The following is a 19292-nucleotide window of genomic DNA, read 5'->3' on the forward strand; positions in this document are numbered from 1 at the left end:
GGCCAAGGTGTTCGTCGCCTGGAGAGATCTGAAGTTCGCCAAGGGGCGGTTCGCCCTCATGGGAACCGTCATCGTGCTCATCACCCTGCTGGTCGGGCTGCTCTCCGGACTGACCGCGGGCCTGGGCCGGCAGAACATCTCCGCCATCACCGGCCTGCCGGCCGACAGGATCGCCTTCCACGTGCCCGGCGGAGCCCAGGAGCTGTCGTACGCCAACTCGACCGTCACCGCGGAGCAGTGGCGGCGGTGGGCCGAGGTCCCCGGAGTCACCGGCGCCGAACCGCTGGGCATCAGCACGACCAGGGCCACCGCGGGCGACAGGAGCACCGGGGTCTCCGTGTTCGGCGTCCGGCCCGGCTCCCGCCTGGCCCCCGAGGGCAGCAGGATCACGGGGCACGCGGCGGTGCTGTCCGGCACGGCCGCCGACGACCTGGGCCTCGCGCCCGGGGACCGCTTCATCCTGGCCGGACAGAAGCTGACCGTGGCCGCCGTGCAGGGCGACGCCTCCTTCAGCCACACCCCCGTGATCTGGACCAGCCTCGACGCCTGGGCGAGGACGGCGCCCCCCGCCGGCGCCGACGACGGCCCGACCGCGACCGTGATCGCCCTGAACACCGGCTCCGGCGCCGATCTCACCGCCGCCGACCGGGCCATCGGCACCAGAACGGTCTCGAAGGACGACTCGCTGTCCGCGATCGGCTCGTACGCCTCCGAGAACGGCTCCCTGCAGCTGATGCGCGGCTTCCTCTTCGCCATCTCCGCCCTGGTCGTCGGCGCCTTCTTCACCGTCTGGACCATCCAGCGCAGCGGCGACATCGCCGTCCTCAAGGCACTCGGCGCCTCCACCGCCCAGTTGCTCGGGGACGCCCTCGGCCAGGCCGCGGTCCTCCTGACCGGCGGCACCCTCCTCGGTACCGGCATCGCAGCCGGTCTCGGCGCCCTCGTCACGGGAAGCGCGGTGCCGTTCCTCCTCACTCCCGCCACGGTCCTCGTCCCCGCCGCCGTGATGATCCTGCTCGGCGCGCTCGGGGCCGCCCTGTCCGTCCGCCGCATCACCTCCGTCGACCCGCTGACCGCTCTGGGGAGCGCCCGATGAGCCTGAACCTGACCGACATCACCCTCACCTATCCCGATGGAGAGTCCCGCCTGACCGCCCTCGACCACGTCACGCTGGACGTGCCCAAGGGCAGTCTGACCGCCGTGGTCGGCCCCTCCGGATCCGGCAAGTCCAGCCTCCTCGCCGTGGCCGCCACCCTCATCACCCCCGACGCCGGCACGGTCACCATCGACTCCACCGCCACGACCGGCATGACCCGTGACGAGCTGACCCGGCTGCGCCGCGACAAGATCGGCATCGTCTTCCAGCAGCCCAACCTGCTGCCCTCCCTCACCGCGGCCGAGCAGCTCCAGGTCATGGCCCGGATCGACGGCCGGTCACCGGCCAGGGCCCACGGCCGGGCCATGGAACTGCTCGACGCGGTGGGCGTCGCGGCCCAGGCCGGACGCAGGCCCCACCAGCTCTCCGGTGGTCAGCGCCAGCGCGTCAACATCGCCCGTGCCCTGATGAACGGCCCCGCCGTCCTTCTGGTCGACGAACCCACCAGCGCCCTGGACCACGAACGCGGCGCCGCCGTCGTCGACCTGATCACCCGCCTCACCCGTGAGCAGGCCATCGCCACCGTCCTGGTCACGCACGACCGCACCCACCTCACCGCGGTCGACCGGATCGCCGAGGTCCACGACGGACGCCTCCGCCTCGCGACGGCACCCTGCTGACCGAAGACCCCGGAAGGGGCTTCGGCCACGAGCCGGGGCGGGTGATACCCGGGACCATGGGGACACCCCCGGGCGGACCCGCACCGGGCCGGACCAGCGCTCGCCCGCGACATGCCCGATCGCTCAGCGCCCTCCTGATACTCCCCAGGGAGTAGTCCGCCCGCCCGGCCGCCCTGCGGAGTACCGCCGAACTCGCCCCCGCGCCCGACGAACGCGCCCCTTTCCGGCGGAAGTCTGGAAGCCGTATCCAGACATCCGCTCCGGAGGGAGGGCCCGTTTCCATGGGGGCCGCGACAACACGTGTGAGAGGCGGGCGACGAGGCCTGCCCTGGCTGGCGCTGGGCCTGTGGGTGGTCCTGCTGGCCGTGGCCGGGCCGTTCGCCGCCAAGCTCGGCGACGTCCAGCACAACCGGGCGACCGACTACCTGCCCGCCTCCGCCGACTCCACCCAGGTGGCCCGGCTCCAGGACCGCCTCCCGGGCGGCCAGACCACCGAACTGGTGCTCGTCTACCGCCGCGCGAGCGGCCTGACCGCCGCCGACCGGGCCACCGCCGGCGAGCAGGTCGACGCCCTCGCCCACCGGCACACCCTGACCGGCGGCCGTACTCCACAGGGCATCCCGTCCGCCGACGGCACCACCCTCATGTATCCGGTCACCAGCAACGAACCCGGCACCGACGAGAAGAAGCGCGACGCCTTCGTCGACGACGTGCGCAGCATCGTCCACGACACCGGCGGACTCTCGGTCGACGTCGGCGGCCCGGCCGCCCTCGCCACCGACGCCTCGGGTGTCTACAAGTCCCTCGGCGGCCCGCTGCTCTACACCACCGTCGCCGTCGTCGCGATCCTGCTGATCCTCATCTACCGCAGCCCGCTGCTGTGGCTGGTCCCGCTCGTCGTCGCCGGTGTCGCCGACTTCCTCGCCCAGGCCGCCGCCTACACCCTCAACCAGGCCTTCGGCACCGCTGTCACCGGCGCGAGCACCGGCATGATGACGATCCTCGTCTTCGGCGCCGGCACCGACTACGCCCTGCTCCTCGTCTCCCGCTACCGCGAGGAGCTACGACGCCACGAGCGGCCGTACGACGCCATGCGGGCGGCGCTGCGCGGCTGCGGGCTCGCCGTCCTCGCCTCCGCCGGCACGGTGGCCGCCGGACTGCTGTGCCTGCTCGCCGCCGACCTCAACTCCAGCCGGGGCATGGGCCCGCTCGGCACGGTCGGCGTGCTGTGCGCGCTGGTTGCGATGCTGACCCTGCTGCCCGCCGTTCTGGTCCTGCTGGGCCGCCGTCTGTTCTGGCCGCTCATCCCCGCCTACGGCTCCACACCCAAGGTCCGCCGGTCGCTGTTCGCCGCGATGGGCTCCTCGGCCGGGCGCCGCCCGCTGACCGTCCTCGCCTCCGGCGCCGCCCTGCTCGGCGTACTGGCGCTGGGCGCGCTGAACCTGCCCGGGCCGCTCAAGCAAGTGGACACCTTCGTCGACCGGCCCGACTCCGTCACCGCCATGCAGACCGTGGCGAAGGCCTTCCCGGAGCAGTCCGCGCAGCCCATCGAGATCCTCACCCCGGCCGGCCGCGCCGACGCCGCCCTGGCGACGATCCGGGGCACGAAGGGAGTGGCGGGCGCGCGGCAGGGCCGTACAGGCGGCGGCTGGACCGAGATCACGGTGACCGCGTCCGCACCGCCCCAGTCCGCCGCCGAGACCGCCACGATCAAGGCACTGAGGCACCGGCTGGACGGCTCCCGGGTCGGTGGGCCCAGCGCCCAGCAGCTCGACCTCGCGGACACCAGCGCCCGTGACCGGCTGGTCGTCGTACCGATCGTCCTGCTCTCCGTGCTGCTCATCCTGATCGTCCTGCTGCGGTCCCTGGTCGCCCCGCTGCTCCTGGTGGTCGCCGTGGTCGCCGTGTGGGGAGCGGCACTTGGCCTCGGCGGGCTGGTCTTCGAGCCGCTGTTCGGCTTCCACGGCACCGATCCCGGCCTCGGCCTGCTGTCCTTCGTGTTCCTCGTCGCCCTCGGCGTCGACTACGGCATCTTCCTGATGCACCGGATGCGGGAGGAGTCGCTGCGAGGTCTGGAGCCTGCCGCCGCCGCGTTGACCGCGTTGCGGACGACCGGTGGAGTCATCGCGTCCGCCGGGCTCGTCCTCGCCGCCACCTTCGCGGTGCTGACCAACATGGGGCTCGTCCAACTCGTCGAGCTGGGCTTCGTCATCGCGGTCGGGGTCCTGCTGGACACCTTCCTCGTCCGCACCTACCTGGTGACCAGTGCGAGCGTGGCGCTGGGCCGGAAGGTGTGGTGGCCGGGTCCGCTGTCCCGGACACCGGACGCGGCGAGCGCCGAGCGGGCACCGCAGCCCGTGGGCTGAACCACCGGGCGCCCCTGCCCTCGGCGGGGGCGCCCGCCTACCGGAAGATGAACCCCGTGCAGGAAACCACGACCACGACAGGCCGCCGCCGGGCTCCGAGGATCCCGGCGGCGGTGCGCGGCGTCCCGGCGGCGGGACGGACCCGCCAGGGCGAGCGGATCGTCGCGGCGATCAACCGCGATCCCCTCACCGCCCCGCACGCCACCCGCAACGACGTCCTGCTCGCCCTCGCCCTCGCCGTGCCGGCCGTGTGTCTCGCCCTGTTCACCGACCCGGGCCGCCGCCCGGACGCGCTCGGCTGGGCGCTGCTGCTCGCCGCATACGTACCGCTCGTGTGGCGGCGCCACCGCCCCCTGCTGGTGCTCGCCGCCGACGTGGCCCTCATCGCGACGTACAACGCCCTCGACAACAACCACGCGGCGACGATCCCGGCCGGACTCACCGCGCTCTACACGGTCGCCGTCACCAGTCGCCCCCTGCGCACCGTCCTGACCGGCATCACCGTCCTCACCGTCATCGTCGGCGTGATGACGACGGTGAACGCCCACCATGCCGTCCAGGTGCTGCGCACCTCCGGCTGGGTGATCGCCGTGCTCTTCCTCGGCGTCGCCGTCAGCTACCACCGTCGGCACGTCACCGCGATCGTCGAACGCGCCGAACGCGCCGAACGCACCCGCGAGGAGGAGGCGCGCCGCCGAGTCGCCGAGGAGCGGCTGCGCATCGCGCGCGACCTGCACGACCTGCTCGCCCACAGCATCACTCTCATCGGTGTGCAGACCTCGGTCGCCGCGCACGTCCTGGCCGCCGATCCCGGCCGCCTGGACCGGGCCGCCGTCGCCAAGGCCCTGGACGACATCGCCGAGACCTGCCGCACGGCCCGTGGCGAACTCCGCACGACCCTGGACGTCCTGCGCGACCCCGGTTCCTCGGACGGCCGCGGTCCGCTGCCCGGACTGCACGGCCTGGCAGGCCTCGCGCGGACCGCCGCGGGTGCCGAGGTGGAGGTCGCGGTCACCGTGGACGAGGTGCCGCCCGCGGTGGGGGCCGCCGCCTACCGGATCGTGCAGGAGGCGCTCACCAACGCCGTACGGCACGGAGACCGCGAGGACCTGACGGTGCATGTGCGCGTGTACGCGGACGAGGACGCCCTCCGCGTCCACGTCACCGACGACGGCGTGGGCGCCAAAGACGGTACGCCGGGCTACGGTCTGGTCGGCATGCGGGAGCGGGCCCGCAGCGTCGGCGGCACGCTGGCCGCCGGGCCGCGCGAGGACTCGCAGGGCTTCGAGGTGACGGCCGTACTGCCGTTGGGAGGAACCAGATGAACCCCGTCCGGGTACTGCTCGCCGACGACCAGGCCCTCGTCCGGGCCGCGTTCGCCATGCTCGTGGAGTCCGCGCCGGACATGGAGGTCGTCGGGCAGGCGGCCACCGGACGCGAGGCCGTCGACCTCGCCCGCACCACGCGCGCCGACCTGGTGCTGATGGACGTCCGCATGCCCGACCTCGACGGCATCGAGGCGACCCGGCTGATCGCCGTCGACGAGGACCTCGCCGGGGTGAAGGTGCTGGTCCTCACCACCTACGACACCGACGAGAACATCGTGGACGCGCTGCGCGCCGGCGCCTCCGGGTTCCTGGTGAAGGACACCCGTCCGGCCGACCTGCTGGATGCGATCCGCACGGTCGCCGCGGGCGAGGCGCTGCTCTCACCGGGGCCGACGGCACGCCTGATCGAGCGGTTCCTACGCAGCCCCTCCGCGCCCATGACGGGCGGCCCGGAGTGTCTGTCGGACCGGGAGCGGGAGGTGCTGACGCTGGTCACCCGTGGCCTCAACAACACTGAAATAGCTGAGGTGTTGGGGCTGAGCCCGCTCACCGCGAAGACCCACGTGAGCCGGATCATGGGCAAGCTCGGGGCGCGCGACCGGGCCCAGTTGGTCATCGTGGGCTACGAGTCGGGGCTGGTGATTCCGGGGAGCATGTGAGGCGTGATCCCGCTGAGCCGCGCTCTTCTCGTCGCCACCGCGTTCCTCACCCCGCTCACCGCCGTCCACCCGGCGCACTCCGCACACGGCTGCGTCTCCTCCGTGCCGTACGTGGGCGGGAAGGGCGGCTACGACACGTACCGCATCCCCGCGACCGTCGTCACCCGGCGCGGCACGGTCCTGGCCTTCGCCGAGGGCCGGCACACGGGCGCCGCCGACACCGGCGACATCGATGTCGTCCTGCGCCGCTCCACCGACGGCGGCTGCACCTGGGGCCCGCTGAAGGTGGTGGCCGCCGGGCACGGGGACACCCGGGGCAACCCGGCCCCCGTGGTCGACCCGCGCTCCGGCGCCGTCGTGCTGGTGACGTCGTACAACAGCGGGGCCGTGACGGAGGCCCAGATCATGCGCGGCGAGGTCGCGCCCGGACGGGGCCGCCGGGTGTTCGTGCAGCGCAGCCGGGACGACGGCCGCAGCTTCACGCCCCCGCGGGACATCACTGCCGCCGTGAAGCCGCCGGGCTGGCGCTGGTACGCGACCGGCCCCGGCCACGCGCTCGCCCTGACCCGCGGCCCGCACGCCGGCCGCCTCCTCGTCCCCGCCGACCACTCCGCCGCCCCGCCTCCAGGCTCCTCCGACACCGGCCGGGAGCCCCGGTACTACGGCGCCCACGCCCTCTACAGCGACGACGGCGGCCGCACCTGGCACCTGGGCTTCGTGGACGGCACCCACGACGGGGTGACCAACGCCAACGAGACCAGCGTCGCCCAACTCCCGGACGGCCGCCTCTACATCAGCTCCCGCGACCAGAACGGCAGCGGGCGCGGCCACCGGCTCGACACCTACAGCGGCGACGGCGGCCGAAGTCTCGTCCGCCCCTTCGCCGTCCAGCGCACGCTGAACGACGTTCCCGTGGTCGAGGGCAGCGTGCTCCAGCTCCAGGGCGGTGCACAACCACTGCTGTTCTCCGGCCCGTCGGTGCCGACCGCCCGCCGGGCCATGGGCCTCTGGTCCAGCACGAACGCCGGCCGGACCTTCACCCGCCTGGTGACCCTGTCAGACCGCCCGGCCGCCTACTCCGACCTGGTCCAGCTAGGCCGCGACAGGGTCGGGCTCCTGTACGAGACGGGGGTGACGGGGCCGTACGAGACGATCGAGTTCCGGCGGATGCGGCTGACTCGGCTTGCCAGTTGACCGATGCTTTAACCCTTTTTGATCCGACCGACGTTGTTCGTATCGGTCCACACAGGTGAGTATCGAAGGTCGTTCAGTGAACGAAAGTGATTGAACGCGACAGGATACTTGGTGAGGGGGGAAGGCGCTGTGGGCAGCGCTGAGCCGACGGGATCGGCGAGGACGACGGACGAGACCGGAGTGCATCCGCCCAGGTCGGCGCTGGCGGACATCGCCGAGCAGACAGTTGTGCGAACGGGTCGTACGCCGCCGCCTGCCGAGGCTCTCCCCGTACCCCAACCGCCGCCGGACACCGGCGCATTCGCGACCGCACAGCAACCTGCCCAGGCAGAGGCGCTGCTCTCTCCGCAACAGGCCACTCAACTCCGCGAACACCAGCGCAGGTTCCGCACGATGCTGGGCGAGTTCCGGCGTCGCCGCGTCCTCGTCCCGTACGGGGGGAACGGTGCGGCCCTGACGGTGGAGACGAGCGGGGCACGATGGTTGCTCGTATTCACCGACGAGGCTGCGCTGGCGCGGTATGTGAGGGCGCGCGGGGAGGGCGACCGGAACTGGCGGTACCGCGCGGTGTGGGGTGCCGCGGTGCTGGATGCCGGTGTACCGGCGGTGGCCGGGACCGGGCTGCCGTGCGGGGTGTTGGTGGATGCCGGTGACGGCGAGCGGGGGTTGGTGCTGCCGCCGGTCGTCGGGATCGTGCCGGAGGGGGTCGCCGTGGACGGGCCGGACATGGGCGCGCTCGGCGGCAGCGGAACCGGAACACGTACGCGTGACGTGCTGGACATGGACTCCGGTGTCGAAACCGGATGACTGACGGGGGAGGGACGGCAGTGACGACGCCGAGCGGGGGCGGGCAGCCGGATCTGCAGGTGCAGGGGCTGAAGTCGATCGCCGAGGGCATCAACAAGGCGCTGAGCGAGATGGATTCGCTGGGTGGGATGAAGGGCTGGGCGGGCGCGGGGCGTGGTTTCACCAGCCTGGAGATGGACGGCATGGACGTCGGCGACGACCAGCTGGGCGCGATGCTGCACACCTTCTGCGAGCGCTGGCAGTGGGGGGTGCGCGATCTGATGCAGGAGGGCAACGCGCTCGCGGAGGGGATGGGGCTGGCGGCCGGCACCTTCCACCAGACGGACGAGTACGTGAAGGGCTCGCTGAAGGTCGCCTACAACTCCGTGGTCGGAGATCCCTTCGCCTCCAACGAGGTGGTGGAGAAGGAGAGCGTGGACCAGATCAACCATGCCGCGGCGACGACGGGTTACGGCGAGAAGGACCGCGACAACCTGGTGAAGACCGTGAAGCAGACGGGGAAGGGGATGCTCACGGACGTGGAGACGAGCGAGGGCGCGCCGGGCAGCCCGATCCCGATCACGCCGTCCGTCGTGCGGGACGTGACGGGGACGGGTGACGGCAACTGATGTCTCTCACGGGGAAGTTCAACAGTGCCCTGGGGTCGCTCAAGTCCGGCTACGACCATGTCAAGCGGGCGACGGGCCATGTCATCGACGAGGGCGCCCATGGAGTGGGTGACGCGCTCGACTGGGCCGGTGCGCACGGTGCGGCCGACAAGGTCGACGACTGGGGTGACTCCACCGCGTCCAAGCTGGGCGCGCACGTGGACGAACAGCAGCTGGACGAGACCGAGGATCCGAAGGAGCTGATCCACGGCAACCCGGCGAAGCTGCGCGAGACGGCGGGACATCTGCAGCACTTCGCGCAGGCTTTCGGTGTGGTCGCGACCGGCATGCAGAATCTCGACTCGTCGGACTTCAAGGGCGAGGCCGCGGACACCTTTCGCGAGAAGTTCGCCTCGCACCAGGTGAAGTGGCAGCAGGCTGCGGAAGCCTGTGGTGAGGCGGCATCGGCGCTGGAGAACTTCGCGCACACGGTGGAGTGGGCGCAGGCCCAGGCGCGGGAGGCGGTTGCGAAGTACCGCGAGGGCAAGGCCGCCTCGAAAGCCCACCAGCAGAAGGTGCAGACATACAACGACGCGGTCGACGCGGGCGACAAGGACCCCGGGCCCAGGCCCTCGGAGCAGGACCCGGGCGACGAGGCCAAGCACGCGGCCGAGCAGATCCTGGCCGCCGCACGGAGCCAGCGCACCCGCCTCGCCTCGGAGGCCGCCGACCGTGTCAAAGCTGCCCTGCAGCACGCCCCGCACGAGCCGTCGGCCGTGAACCAGCTCAAGCTCGACGGGGCCGACGTCCTGGATGCAGCCAAGACGGAGGACATGCGCTTCTTCGGCGGTGTCATGCGCGGGCTCGGCGACCTGAACAACCTGGCCCGCAACGCGAACCCGCTCGATCCGTACGCGGTCACGCACCCCTACGAGGCGCTCCAGGCGAAGGTGGAACTGCTGGGCGGCGCCGTCCACATGGTCACCCACCCCACCCAGACCGCCGACGGTCTCTGGAAGTCCTTCCTCGAGGACCCCGGCGGGGTCGGTGGCGAATTCGCTGCCCAGTTCATGATCCCGGAGGCGGGGGCGGAGGAGGCCGCCGTCGATGGCGCCCGGGTTGCGGAGGACGGGGCGAAGGGGGCAGAGGGGGCGACGGCCGGCGAACGGGGGGCGGCGGAGGGCGAGGGGGCGAATTCCGAAGGGAACGCCGCCCGGGAGGGGGTGAAGGACCCGTCGGCGCCCTCCCACGAGCAGAACAGCACGGTGAGCACGGGCACCGACCCGATCAACCTCGCCACCGGCAAGATGTACCTGCCGCAGACGGACGTCACCCTCCCCGGGGTACTCCCCTTGGTCCTGAAGCGGCGAGTGGAGTCCGGCTACCACCTGGGCCGCTGGTTCGGCCCGTCCTGGTCCTCCACGTTGGAGCAGCGCCTGGAGATCGACGCCGAGGGAGCCGTCTTCGTCACGGAGGACGGCCTGCTCCTGGCGTACCCGCACCCGGCACCGGGCTTGCCGACCCTCCCGAGCCACGGCCCCCGTTGGCCGCTCGACCGTGTGGACGACGGCTACACGATCACGGACCCGGGCACGCACCGCACCTGGCACTTCGCCGACCGAGGCGAAGACCTGGCGGTGCTGGAGCAGATAGACGACCGCAACGGCAACTGGATCACCTTCGAGTACGACGCGGAGGGCACTCCTCTCACGGTCGTCTCAAGCAGCGGCCAGGCTGTACGCGTCACCTCGGACTCCGGCCGCATCACCGCCCTCCACCTGGCCGCGACCGGCGAGGAGCTGAAGCGTTACGGCTACACCGACGGCAACCTCACGGAGGTCTACAACTCCTCCGGCCTGCCTCTCCGTTTCACGTATGACGAGGCGGGCCGGATCACCTCCTGGACGGACACGAACGATCGCGGCTACACGTACGAGTACGACGACCGGGACCGCTGCATTGCCGAGGGCGGCTCGGCGGGCCACATGACCCTGCGTCTGTCGTACGGAGAACCGGACCCGGAATCAGGCCTTCGGACCACGACAGCGACGACGGGTGAGGGCCACACCCGCCGCTACCTGGTCAACGACACCTGGCAGGTGGTCGCGGAGATCGACGCCCTCGGTGCGACCACCCGCTATCTCCGCGACCGCTACCACCGTCTGCTCTCCCAGACGGACCCGCTGGGCCACACGACGACGTTCCGCTACGACGAGGCGGGCAATCTCACGTCGGTCATCCGCCCGGACGGCCGCGAGGTGAGAGCGGAGTACAACGAACTCGGCCTGCCGGTGAAGGTGGTCAACCCGGACGGCACGGTGATCCGTCAGGGATTCGACGAGCGCGGCAACCTCACCTCGGTGACGGCCCCGGCGGGCCAGACCACCCACTTCACCTACACGGAGGCCGGCCACCTCACCTCCGTGACCGACCCACTCGGCAACACAACAAGGGTGGTCTGCGACCGCGCGGGCCTCCCGCTGGAGATCACGGACCCGCTGGGCGCGACCACCCGTTACGAGCGTGACGCCTTCGGTCGTCTGACAGCGATCACGTACCCCCTCGGGGCAACGACGCTGCTGGAATGGTCGACCGAGGGCTGCCTGACCCGACGTACGGCCCCCGACGGCGCAACCGAGACGTGGACGTATGACGGCGAGGGCAACTGCACGAGCCACACCGACCCGATCGGCGGCGTCTCCCGTTTCGAGTACACCCACTTCGACCTGCTGACGGCACGCACGGGCCCGGACGGTGTCCGCTACGAGTTCGACCACGACACGGAACTGCGTCTGACGAAGGTCACGAACCCGCAGGGCCTGACGTGGACGTACGAGTACGACGCTGCAGGCCGCCTGGTGGTGGAGACGGACTTCGACGACCGCACCCTGACCTACGGGTACGACTCCGCAGGTCGTCTCACCTCGCGCAGAAACGTTCTCGGCGAAGTGGTGTCCTTCGAGCGGAACGAACTGGGCCAGGTGACCCGCAAGGACGCGGCCGGTCAGGTCACTACGTACGCCTACGACCTGACCGACCAGCTGGCCCAGGCATCCGGCCCCGACGGCGCCACGCTCACCCTCCTCCGCGACCGCTACGGCCGCCTGCACTCGGAGACGGTCGACGGCCGCACGCTGAGCTACACGTACGACGCGCTGGGCCGCCGTACAGGGCGCACGACCCCCACCGGCGCCACCACCACCTGGTCGTACGACGTCGTGGGCCGCCGCACGGGGATGGTGGCCTCGGGCCGCGCCATCGACTTCACCTACGACGAGGCAGGCCGCGAGCTGTCCCGCCATATCGGCGGAACGATTGCCCTGGAGCACAGCTTCGATGCCTTGGGCCGTTTGACGACCCAGTCGGTGACGGGTGCCGAGGGCCGCACCGTCCAACACCGTGCGTACACCTACCGAGCTGACGGCAACCTGATCGGCATCGACGACCAGCTCACCGGCTCCCGCCACTTCGACCTGGACGCGGCAGGCCGGGTGACGGCGGTGAACGCGGCGGGCTGGACGGAGCGGTACGCGTACGACGAGGCAGGCAACCAGACGCAGGCGAGCTGGCCGGCCAACCACCCGGGCCAGGAGGCAGCCGGCCCCCGCACCTACACCGGCACCCGCATCACGCGCGCCGGCAACGTCCGCTACGAACACGACGCCCTCGGCCGGATCACCCTCCGCCAGAAGACTCGCCTGTCCCGCAAGCCCGACACATGGCGCTACGAGTGGGACGCCGAGGACCGCCTGACATCGGTGACGACACCGGACGGTACCCGCTGGCGCTACACCTACGACCCCCTGGGCCGCCGTACCGCGAAACTCCGCCTCGCGTCGGACGGCGAAACGGTCGTAGAGCGGGTGGACTTCAGCTGGGACGGCACCACCCTCTGCGAACAGACCACGACGTCCCCCGACCTCCCGAACCCGGTGACCCTCACCTGGGACCACCAGGGCCTGCGTCCCCTGGCCCAAACGGAACGCATCACAGCGGCCGACGGACCCCAGGACGAGATCGACTCCCGCTTCTTCGCCATCGTCACCGACCTGGTCGGCACCCCCAGCGAACTCATCGACGAACACGGCGACATCGCCTGGCACACCCGCAGCACCCTGTGGGGAACGACAGCATGGGCGGCCAACAGTTCGGCGTACACGCCCCTGCGCTCTCCGGGGCAGTACTACGACCCGGAAACGGGCCTGCACTACAACTACTTCCGTCACTATGACCCCGAAACCGCCCGTTACCTTACCTGTGACCCCCTTGGGCTCTCCGCAGCTCCGAACCCAGCAACGTACGTAGAAAATCCACACCGTGTCATCGATCCTCTCGGACTTGCTCCGTATAAGAATCTGTTGCCGGATGAGCTTGAGGGGGAGCTGGCCGATGCAGAGCGCCTCGGCGTCAAACCGCTGAAGGTGGGAGATAGTGGGTTTGATGAAGCGATCAACTCGGGGACCATTAAGTGGGTCGTGGATCAAAACGGCGAACTGCTCGTCATGCCAAAGCACGTCAACGGTATCGAGCTTAAGCATCCGGTATTGACCCGTGGGGGGCCAGTGCAGGCTGCCGGTGAAGCAGAGATCGCAGGCGGGGACGGAAGCTACTTCGGCATGGAAATCAACAGAAATAGCGGGCACTACAAGCCGTCACCGGAAAGTCTCCAGGTGGGAAGGGATGCATTCGAGCGTGCAGGAATCATATTCATCGAATGAGTCGTCGGATGCGAACCTCGCGGCCTTGGCGGGGGAAACTATCTCCGGTAAGTCCGCTGAAGAAGTAGAGCAAATGGTCGAAAGGGTGGAAAATAGCGCGACCAATTGGCAAGAGTGGGAAAGCTTGCGCGTATTGTCTGACGGGCGGATGCGTGATGACCGCCGGGATGTTGAGACGCGACTTCGGTGGGTTCAGCTAGCTTTGGTGGCATGCCGGCGAAAGCGAGAGAGTGTCGAATTTAATTCGGCAAATATTCTCACCGACGAGGTAAATGTCCGAGCTTACGCCATTCGGGAGTTTGGTGCTGTCCAGGGTGATCGAATTCGTGACCCGCATGAACTGTGTAGAGTTGTGTTCCGCGAGATCGGGGCGTCCCAGGAGCAAATTTCTATCGAGGCGACTGACTGGCGGTCGCTTCCCCGTGAGAGGATGCTTCGACTGCGGTATGTGAAAAATCTGTTGACACCGCTGCGGTCGATGATGGGTGTTTTGCCGGAAAATGATCCGCTACGTCGGCAACTCTCGGCGTGGCTGTCGCTGATTCCCAACTTGCCGTAAGCTTTCGGTGATCCTTGCGTGAGTCGCGCCTTCAAATGCCGATTCCGCAGCCCCTCGGCGGTATTGCTACCTATCGGGACGCCCCTGTGTTGGTGATGTATTCTTCCTGTGGGTTGCTCAGGAAAGTCACTTGGAGCCGGCCAGAGGCATGCAAATGCATCTTCTCGCAACGAAAGGGCAGAGGGTCTCATGTCATTCGGCCTGCCTGCTGCGGGTTTCCAGCCTCATGCAGCGCCTGCCTGGAAACCGCCAACGGACATCGAGCAGGCCTTGTTCGACGCCAAGTCGCGTGAGGACTGGGCCGCGTACTTCGATGCGCTCGCGCGGGAACCGCTGTATTTCGAGATACAGCGCGACAAGGCAGACACCGACCCGGACAAGACGTACTCGGTCTTTGGGCACGATCCACGTGCCGGCGGTCCCGTCTGGGCGGTGTACACCGTGGGCATGCTGCCCGCCCCTGAACCGCATCGGGTGTTCCACCGCAGCAGCCTCGGGTGGTTCGCCGAGGCATGGAAGCCGGGGCGTCCGCCGTGGATCGTGGTCAATCCCGGCAGTCCCTGTGAGGCGTTCCTCCCGGCAGCGCCACCGCACTCCAACGCATGGGCTCAGCATTACCGGACCAATGGCCCCCTGAGAGTCCCCGCCAGGCTGCTCACTCTCCGGGTCGGCGGCCCGCTGCACGGATCCGTCGCCCACGGCCTCGCCTGCGGAGCGCTCCTGTGTGTCAGCAACGGCTCCGTCTGGAACGCCATGGCCTGGCACGGCACCGGGTATCTGAACGAGCTCAAGCGGCTTCGCGAGTGGTGGGGCATCACCACCCGTGAGGAGTGGCAGTCCTACCTCCGCGACCTCCTCGCCTGCGAGCAGCACAGCTCGGTCTGGGATTTCGCCCTCGGTCTGCGCCGTCGCATCGCCCGGGATTTCGGCGGGCATGTCGACCTGGGGTACTGGCGGCAGGCCGCCGCCAACCTCATCCGGGCGAACTCCGAGGGTTCGGTCGTGGTGTCCGAGGACGGCGTCTCCAGGACCGAGCCCCGACCCGAGTCCGAGGTCGAGGCCCGTGTCGAGGGTGTGCAGCGGCTCATCGGGCGTATCACCCGCTACGAGGCCCGGATGCGTGCCGACGGTGTGCTCGACGAGAACCGGTACGTGACGTCCGTCGACGCCTGGGATCTCGGGCGTGCCTCGAAGATGGCCCGGTGGGGGCTCGGGGCCCGGTTCGGCACCCTTGCGGAGGCCGAGTCCGCCGTCATCAAGGCGGGGCGGGCCGCCTCCCTGTCCTACAAGTCGTGGCAGGACTTCTCCGCCGGCTACATCCTCGGCCGCTGCCTCCACTTCGACGACGAGGAGTTCGGGGATTGGTACCAGGACATGCTCGCGGCCCATCGGATCCTGATGTCCGAGCCTGGCAGTCCCTGGCTCAACATTCCGTTCCGGTGACCGCCCCACCGGGCGGCCCCGTAACCCGTCACTTCTCGGCGAACAAATCCGCCGCGTCCGTGGCGTGCACGGCTCGCTGGGCCCACAGCTCGAGTTGGTCCAGATCCGTGCAGGCGCTCACCCGGTCGCGGACGGCGTCGGGTACCGGGATGCCGCGCCACTCCAGGATGTGAAGGATCATCTCGGCCTTGGCCTCGGCCCGGCCCTGTTCGAGGCCCTGTTCTCGGCCCTCCTCGCGTACCTGTTCTGCCAGCGGGTGTCGCCAGAAGTACTGGATCGCCGTCATCAGGTCCCTCCACATCTGCTTCGCCTGGGGATCGGCCAGGCATGAGTCGACGAACTGCACGAAGACCGCGGCACTGTCAGGGTCGATGGTCCGCAGAGCGGAAGCCAGGGACTCCAGTATGGCCGGAGCCTGCGGACCACGCCCGTGTGTCATCGCCGAGAGCACCGCAAGGGGGACATCCCGTTCCGCCTGCCGCTCACTCGTGATCACCGGCACGTTGTCCGGCCCCAGCACCAGCGGCCGCACTGTCAGCGAGTGCCAGCCTGGGAAGCCGAGCCGGATCGGGCGCGACGCCCACCGCGCCGTGGCACTGCTCTGCGTGATGACGATCAGCACCGGCTCACAGCGGTACTTCTCGTAGAGGTAGGACAGGTAGTACGGCCAGCTGCCCCGCTTGCGGTCGTCCACCTTCCCCTGCGACTCGACCACCAGGAGATACGTCCCCTCGTCCGTCTCCGCCCGCAACAACGTGTCCACCCGACGCTCGACCGGCTCAATCTCCGTCAGGTCCACGTTCAGCGCCGCGATCTCCCGCGGCTCCGGAAACGGCACGTCCAGCACCCGCTGTAACGCCCGGGTCAGCAACGCCGGATCCTTCTGGAAGATCCGGTGCAACGCCTCATGCGACGAACCCACGATCACGCAGCCCCCAGCTCACACCACACGAACTTCCCCCGGTTCCCGAACCGGGCCGACGGCTGCCAACCCCAGAAGTCCGCACACGCCCTGACCAGCGCCAGACCCCGCCCCTCCTCCACCAGCTCGGCAACCTGCCCCAACGACCGCGGAGGCTCCGGCGGCCCCGGGTCCGTGTCCCACGCCCCGATCCACATCACCCCCTCCGGCGAGCGGCGCACCCTGAGCGCGGCCGGCCCCTTCGTGTGCCGCACCGCGTTGGAGACCAGCTCCGTCGCCAAGAGCTCCGCCGTGTCCACCAACCCGATCAGCCCATGCATCGTCAAAATCAGACACAGGGTCCGGCGACAGACGGTCACGGCTCTGAGATCGTTCGGGATGTAGAGGGTGTAGTCCCAGGTTTCAGGCATGCGTCAACTCCGTTCCGAAGAAGGGGATTTCGCGCGCGGTGGCATTGCCGCACCCGTCATGGCAGGACGGAGCAGTGCGCTTCCGCTGCGTGTGCGTCGTGTCACTGACGGTAGGGCTCAAATTTGGTCCCGTGCAAGTCGTTGCCGTAATCTCACCCCTGAACGAGTCACTCCCTCCCGACAGTTGGGTATCTCAGGAGGAGCCATGCCACGCAGGCAGCAGGCGAGTGCACGTCAGCAGCGCCTAGGCGCCGAGCTGCGGAAACTTCGTGAGGCCGCGGGACTCAAGGGGCGCGAGGCCGCCGCGCTGCTCGGGACCGACTCCGCGCAGGTGAGTCAGATCGAGGCCGGCCTCGCAGGGGTCAGCAAGGTGCGCATACGGCGGATTGCGGCGCAGTACGCCTGCACGGACCAGGAGTTGGTCGATGCGCTGGCTGCAATGGCGGTCGGCCGGACGCAGGGTTGGTGGGAGGAGTACCGAGGCCTCCTCCCGACGTCGTTCCTGGATCTGTCGGAGTTGGAGCACCATGCCGCTTACCGATGGGACGTGGAACTCCTGTACGTCCCCGGGCTTCTTCAGACAGAGGAGTACGCTCGGGCGCTTTTCTCGTCCCGCGTTCCCGAACTGCCTGAGGAAGAGTTGGAGTTGCGGGTCCAGCACCGGATGCAGCGGCGGTCCATCCTTGGGAAGGAGCCGTTGATCCCGTACGACGCCTTGGTTCACGAGGCAGCGCTGCGCATCATGGTCGGCAGCCGCGCTACGTCACGGGCTCAACTCACTCGCGTCCTGGAACTCTCCGAGGCGGACCACGTCACTGTGCGAGTGATCCCCTTCGATCTGGAGCACTTCACCGACGTCGGTGCCGCCATGGTGTACGCGGGCGGTGCCGTTCCGAAGCTGGACACCGTCGTACGCGATGGGCCTCACGGCACCGTCTTCATCGACTCCGAAGCACAGCTGGGCGTGTTCCGAACGCACTTCCGTAGACTGCAAGCAGTGTCACTTGACCCTGAGCGATCGCGTGACTTCATCCACAGGCTGTCAAAGGAGCTGTGAGGCACTCATGGCCAACCGCGATCACTGGCGCAAGTCGTCCTACTCCGGCGGCGGCGACGGCAACGCCTGCGTGGAGATAGCCGACCGCCGGACCCACATAGCCATACGCGACTCCAAGACCCCAGCCAGAGCAACCCTCACCTTCCCGACCGCAGCCTTCACCCCCTTCATAGACGCCCTGAAGGAAACTCGCCCCACGGCGGCGAACGCCCACAAGCCCACCTGCCCCTAGCCGGCGGAGTCGACGCAGTACTCATCCCAGGATCAGAGGCTCGGGCGCCGCCGGGCGACGAGGGCGGCGATGTCGTCGTCGAGGGCGCCGCCGCTGTAGGCGATCAGATCACGGTGGAGATGGTCGAGGAGCTGGTGGGGGGCCTCGCCGCTCCATGAGCGGACGCGTTCGGCAAGGGGGTAGAAGGTGCCGGACCGGTCGCGGGTCTCGGTGACCCCGTCGGTGTACAGCAGGAGCTGGTCTCCGGGGTGGAAGGGGGTGAGGTCCACGTGGTATCCGTCGCTCACCAGGTCGCCGAGGTTGAGCGGCGGCGAGGGGGCGGCGGGCTGCAGCTCGTGTACCTCGCCGCGGTGCAGCAGCAGTGGGGGAGGGTGGCCGCAGGTGACGGTCCGGACGACCGGTTCGTCGTCCGGGATCTCGGCGAGGAGCGCGGTGGCGAAACGTTCGACGATCTCCGAGCCGGGGATCTCCGGGTACTTGGAGGCGCTGCGCCTCACGCTCGTCTCCAGGCGGCGTGCGAGGTGGGGCAGGTCGGGCGCGTCGTGGGCGGCCTCGCGGAAGGCGCTGAGCAGCATCGCCGCCGCCTGCATCGCGAGCAGGCCTTTGCCGCGTACGTCTCCGATGAGCAGCCGTACGCCGTGCGGGGTGCGTATCGCCTCGTACAGGTCGCCGCCGATCCGGGCTTCCGCCGCAGCAGCCAGGTACAGGCTCTCGAGTGTGACGTGACCGAGGTGTCGTGGAATCGGATGCAGCACCGCCAGCTGGGCGGTCTCGGCCACTGAGCGGACCTGGACCAGCTGATGGGCGCGTCGGTCCAGCAGCCGGTTGAAGAAGACGGCGAATGCCGCAATCGCCACGAGGGTGGCCAGCTCGGAGTAGGCGGTCGCATCCCGCAGCGCGTCGAAGTCGGCCATCAGGCCGACGAAGATGCCGCACGCGCCCACTGCGGTGAGCACGGTCCCCCACAGGGGCAGCAGTGCGGCGCCGGAGATCATGGCTGTGGCGAGGAAGGCATCCGGCCTGACGGCGCGGGGTGTGAAGAGGCCGATGAGCAGGCCGATGAGCAGCAGTAGAGCGGGCAGGAGGGGCAGCAGCCTGCCCCGCACACCAGTGCTGTGCGGGACTCCGCGTCTCTCAGGAGACCTCGCCATCATGCCGCTCCCCAAGGTCGCACAGGTCGAGTGCAGCCCAGGTCCGGAAGTCCGGTCATCGGTTCGGGTAATTTTATCGCTTC

The 19292-nt window shown here is 69.5% G+C and carries 16 protein-coding genes; 13 read left to right on the forward strand and 3 right to left on the reverse strand.

Features of this window, described 5'->3' with window-relative positions:
* Positions 1–7 precede the first annotated feature (7 nt).
* From ACIF83_RS02990 to ACIF83_RS03040, 11 genes are all read left to right on the forward strand, one after another.
* A complete protein-coding gene (locus ACIF83_RS02990) occupies positions 8–1096 on the forward strand; it encodes an ABC transporter permease (RefSeq protein WP_399723160.1) in 1089 nt (362 codons plus the stop codon).
* Positions 1093–1776: an ABC transporter ATP-binding protein gene (locus tag ACIF83_RS02995; protein ID WP_393465239.1), complete on the forward strand. Its 684-nt coding sequence runs from the start codon at positions 1093–1095 to the stop codon at positions 1774–1776. The genes ACIF83_RS02990 and ACIF83_RS02995 overlap by 4 nt, the downstream gene beginning before the upstream one ends.
* A gap of 281 nt (positions 1777–2057) precedes the next feature.
* Entirely contained in the window at positions 2058–4142 is a 2085-nt protein-coding gene (locus tag ACIF83_RS03000; protein WP_399723009.1) for an MMPL family transporter, read from the forward strand.
* A gap of 56 nt (positions 4143–4198) precedes the next feature.
* Entirely contained in the window at positions 4199–5467 is a 1269-nt protein-coding gene (locus tag ACIF83_RS03005) for a sensor histidine kinase (protein ID WP_399723011.1), read from the forward strand.
* Entirely contained in the window at positions 5464–6129 is a 666-nt protein-coding gene (locus ACIF83_RS03010; RefSeq protein ID WP_393465245.1) for a response regulator, read from the forward strand. The genes ACIF83_RS03005 and ACIF83_RS03010 overlap by 4 nt, the downstream gene beginning before the upstream one ends.
* A 3-nt stretch (positions 6130–6132) precedes the next feature.
* Positions 6133–7323, forward strand: coding sequence for an exo-alpha-sialidase (locus ACIF83_RS03015; RefSeq protein ID WP_399723014.1), 1191 nt, complete (start codon positions 6133–6135; stop codon positions 7321–7323).
* 393 nt (positions 7324–7716) lie between these two features.
* Entirely contained in the window at positions 7717–8130 is a 414-nt protein-coding gene (locus tag ACIF83_RS03020) for an SseB family protein (RefSeq protein WP_399723016.1), read from the forward strand.
* A 20-nt stretch (positions 8131–8150) separates the two neighbouring features.
* Positions 8151–8738 (forward strand): hypothetical protein, encoded by a 588-nt coding sequence (locus ACIF83_RS03025; protein WP_393465253.1) that lies wholly within the window; start codon positions 8151–8153, stop codon positions 8736–8738.
* Positions 8738–13435: a putative T7SS-secreted protein gene (locus ACIF83_RS03030; RefSeq protein WP_399723018.1), complete on the forward strand. Its 4698-nt coding sequence runs from the start codon at positions 8738–8740 to the stop codon at positions 13433–13435. The genes ACIF83_RS03025 and ACIF83_RS03030 overlap by 1 nt, the downstream gene beginning before the upstream one ends.
* Positions 13410–13994 carry a hypothetical protein gene (locus ACIF83_RS03035; protein WP_399723020.1) on the forward strand — a complete coding sequence of 195 codons (585 nt, stop codon included), beginning with the start codon at positions 13410–13412 and terminating at the stop codon, positions 13992–13994. Before ACIF83_RS03030 ends, ACIF83_RS03035 begins: the two co-directional genes overlap by 26 nt.
* Before the next feature lie 270 nt (positions 13995–14264).
* Entirely contained in the window at positions 14265–15437 is a 1173-nt protein-coding gene (locus ACIF83_RS03040; protein ID WP_399723022.1) for a DUF1266 domain-containing protein, read from the forward strand.
* Between the two features lie 28 nt (positions 15438–15465).
* On the opposite strand, the gene ACIF83_RS03045 is transcribed toward ACIF83_RS03040, so the two are convergent.
* Positions 15466–16362, reverse strand: a complete 897-nt coding sequence (locus ACIF83_RS03045; RefSeq protein WP_399723162.1) for a hypothetical protein — start codon at positions 16360–16362, stop codon at positions 15466–15468.
* Positions 16362–16769, reverse strand: a complete 408-nt coding sequence (locus tag ACIF83_RS03050) for an ATP-binding protein (RefSeq protein ID WP_399723024.1) — start codon at positions 16767–16769, stop codon at positions 16362–16364. Before ACIF83_RS03050 ends, ACIF83_RS03045 begins: the two co-directional genes overlap by 1 nt.
* Positions 16770–16974: 205 nt before the next feature.
* Here ACIF83_RS03050 and ACIF83_RS03055 point away from each other — a divergent pair, with 205 nt between their 5' ends.
* Together ACIF83_RS03055 and ACIF83_RS03060 are read left to right on the forward strand one after the other, a co-directional pair.
* Positions 16975–17826, forward strand: a complete 852-nt coding sequence (locus tag ACIF83_RS03055; RefSeq protein ID WP_393465270.1) for a helix-turn-helix domain-containing protein — start codon at positions 16975–16977, stop codon at positions 17824–17826.
* Positions 17827–17833: 7 nt separating this feature from the next.
* Positions 17834–18058 carry a DUF397 domain-containing protein gene (locus ACIF83_RS03060; protein ID WP_393465272.1) on the forward strand — a complete coding sequence of 75 codons (225 nt, stop codon included), beginning with the start codon at positions 17834–17836 and terminating at the stop codon, positions 18056–18058.
* A 32-nt stretch (positions 18059–18090) separates the two neighbouring features.
* Here the strand turns inward: ACIF83_RS03060 and ACIF83_RS03065 are convergent, their stop codons facing one another.
* Positions 18091–19164 (reverse strand): PP2C family protein-serine/threonine phosphatase, encoded by a 1074-nt coding sequence (locus ACIF83_RS03065; RefSeq protein ID WP_393465275.1) that lies wholly within the window; start codon positions 19162–19164, stop codon positions 18091–18093.
* Between the last annotated feature and the right edge of the window lie 128 nt (positions 19165–19292).

Origin of the sequence: Streptomyces sp. NPDC085866, assembly GCF_044541035.1 — a bacterium.
In the GTDB taxonomy this organism is placed as follows: Bacteria; Actinomycetota; Actinomycetes; order Streptomycetales; family Streptomycetaceae; genus Streptomyces.

Excerpts from the sequence above, each read along its gene's own strand:
- ACIF83_RS02995 (WP_393465239.1), top strand. The coding sequence starts at position 1,093 with ATGAGCCTGAACCTGACCGACATCACCCTCACCTATCCCGATGGAGAG.
- ACIF83_RS03000 (WP_399723009.1), top strand. The coding sequence starts at position 2,058 with ATGGGGGCCGCGACAACACGTGTGAGAGGCGGGCGACGAGGCCTGCCC.
- ACIF83_RS03010 (WP_393465245.1), top strand. The coding sequence starts at position 5,464 with ATGAACCCCGTCCGGGTACTGCTCGCCGACGACCAGGCCCTCGTCCGG.
- ACIF83_RS03020 (WP_399723016.1), top strand. The coding sequence starts at position 7,717 with ATGCTGGGCGAGTTCCGGCGTCGCCGCGTCCTCGTCCCGTACGGGGGG.
- ACIF83_RS03030 (WP_399723018.1), top strand. The coding sequence starts at position 8,738 with ATGTCTCTCACGGGGAAGTTCAACAGTGCCCTGGGGTCGCTCAAGTCC.
- ACIF83_RS03050 (WP_399723024.1), bottom strand. The coding sequence starts at position 16,769 with ATGCCTGAAACCTGGGACTACACCCTCTACATCCCGAACGATCTCAGA.
- ACIF83_RS03055 (WP_393465270.1), top strand. The coding sequence starts at position 16,975 with ATGCCACGCAGGCAGCAGGCGAGTGCACGTCAGCAGCGCCTAGGCGCC.
- ACIF83_RS03060 (WP_393465272.1), top strand. The coding sequence starts at position 17,834 with ATGGCCAACCGCGATCACTGGCGCAAGTCGTCCTACTCCGGCGGCGGC.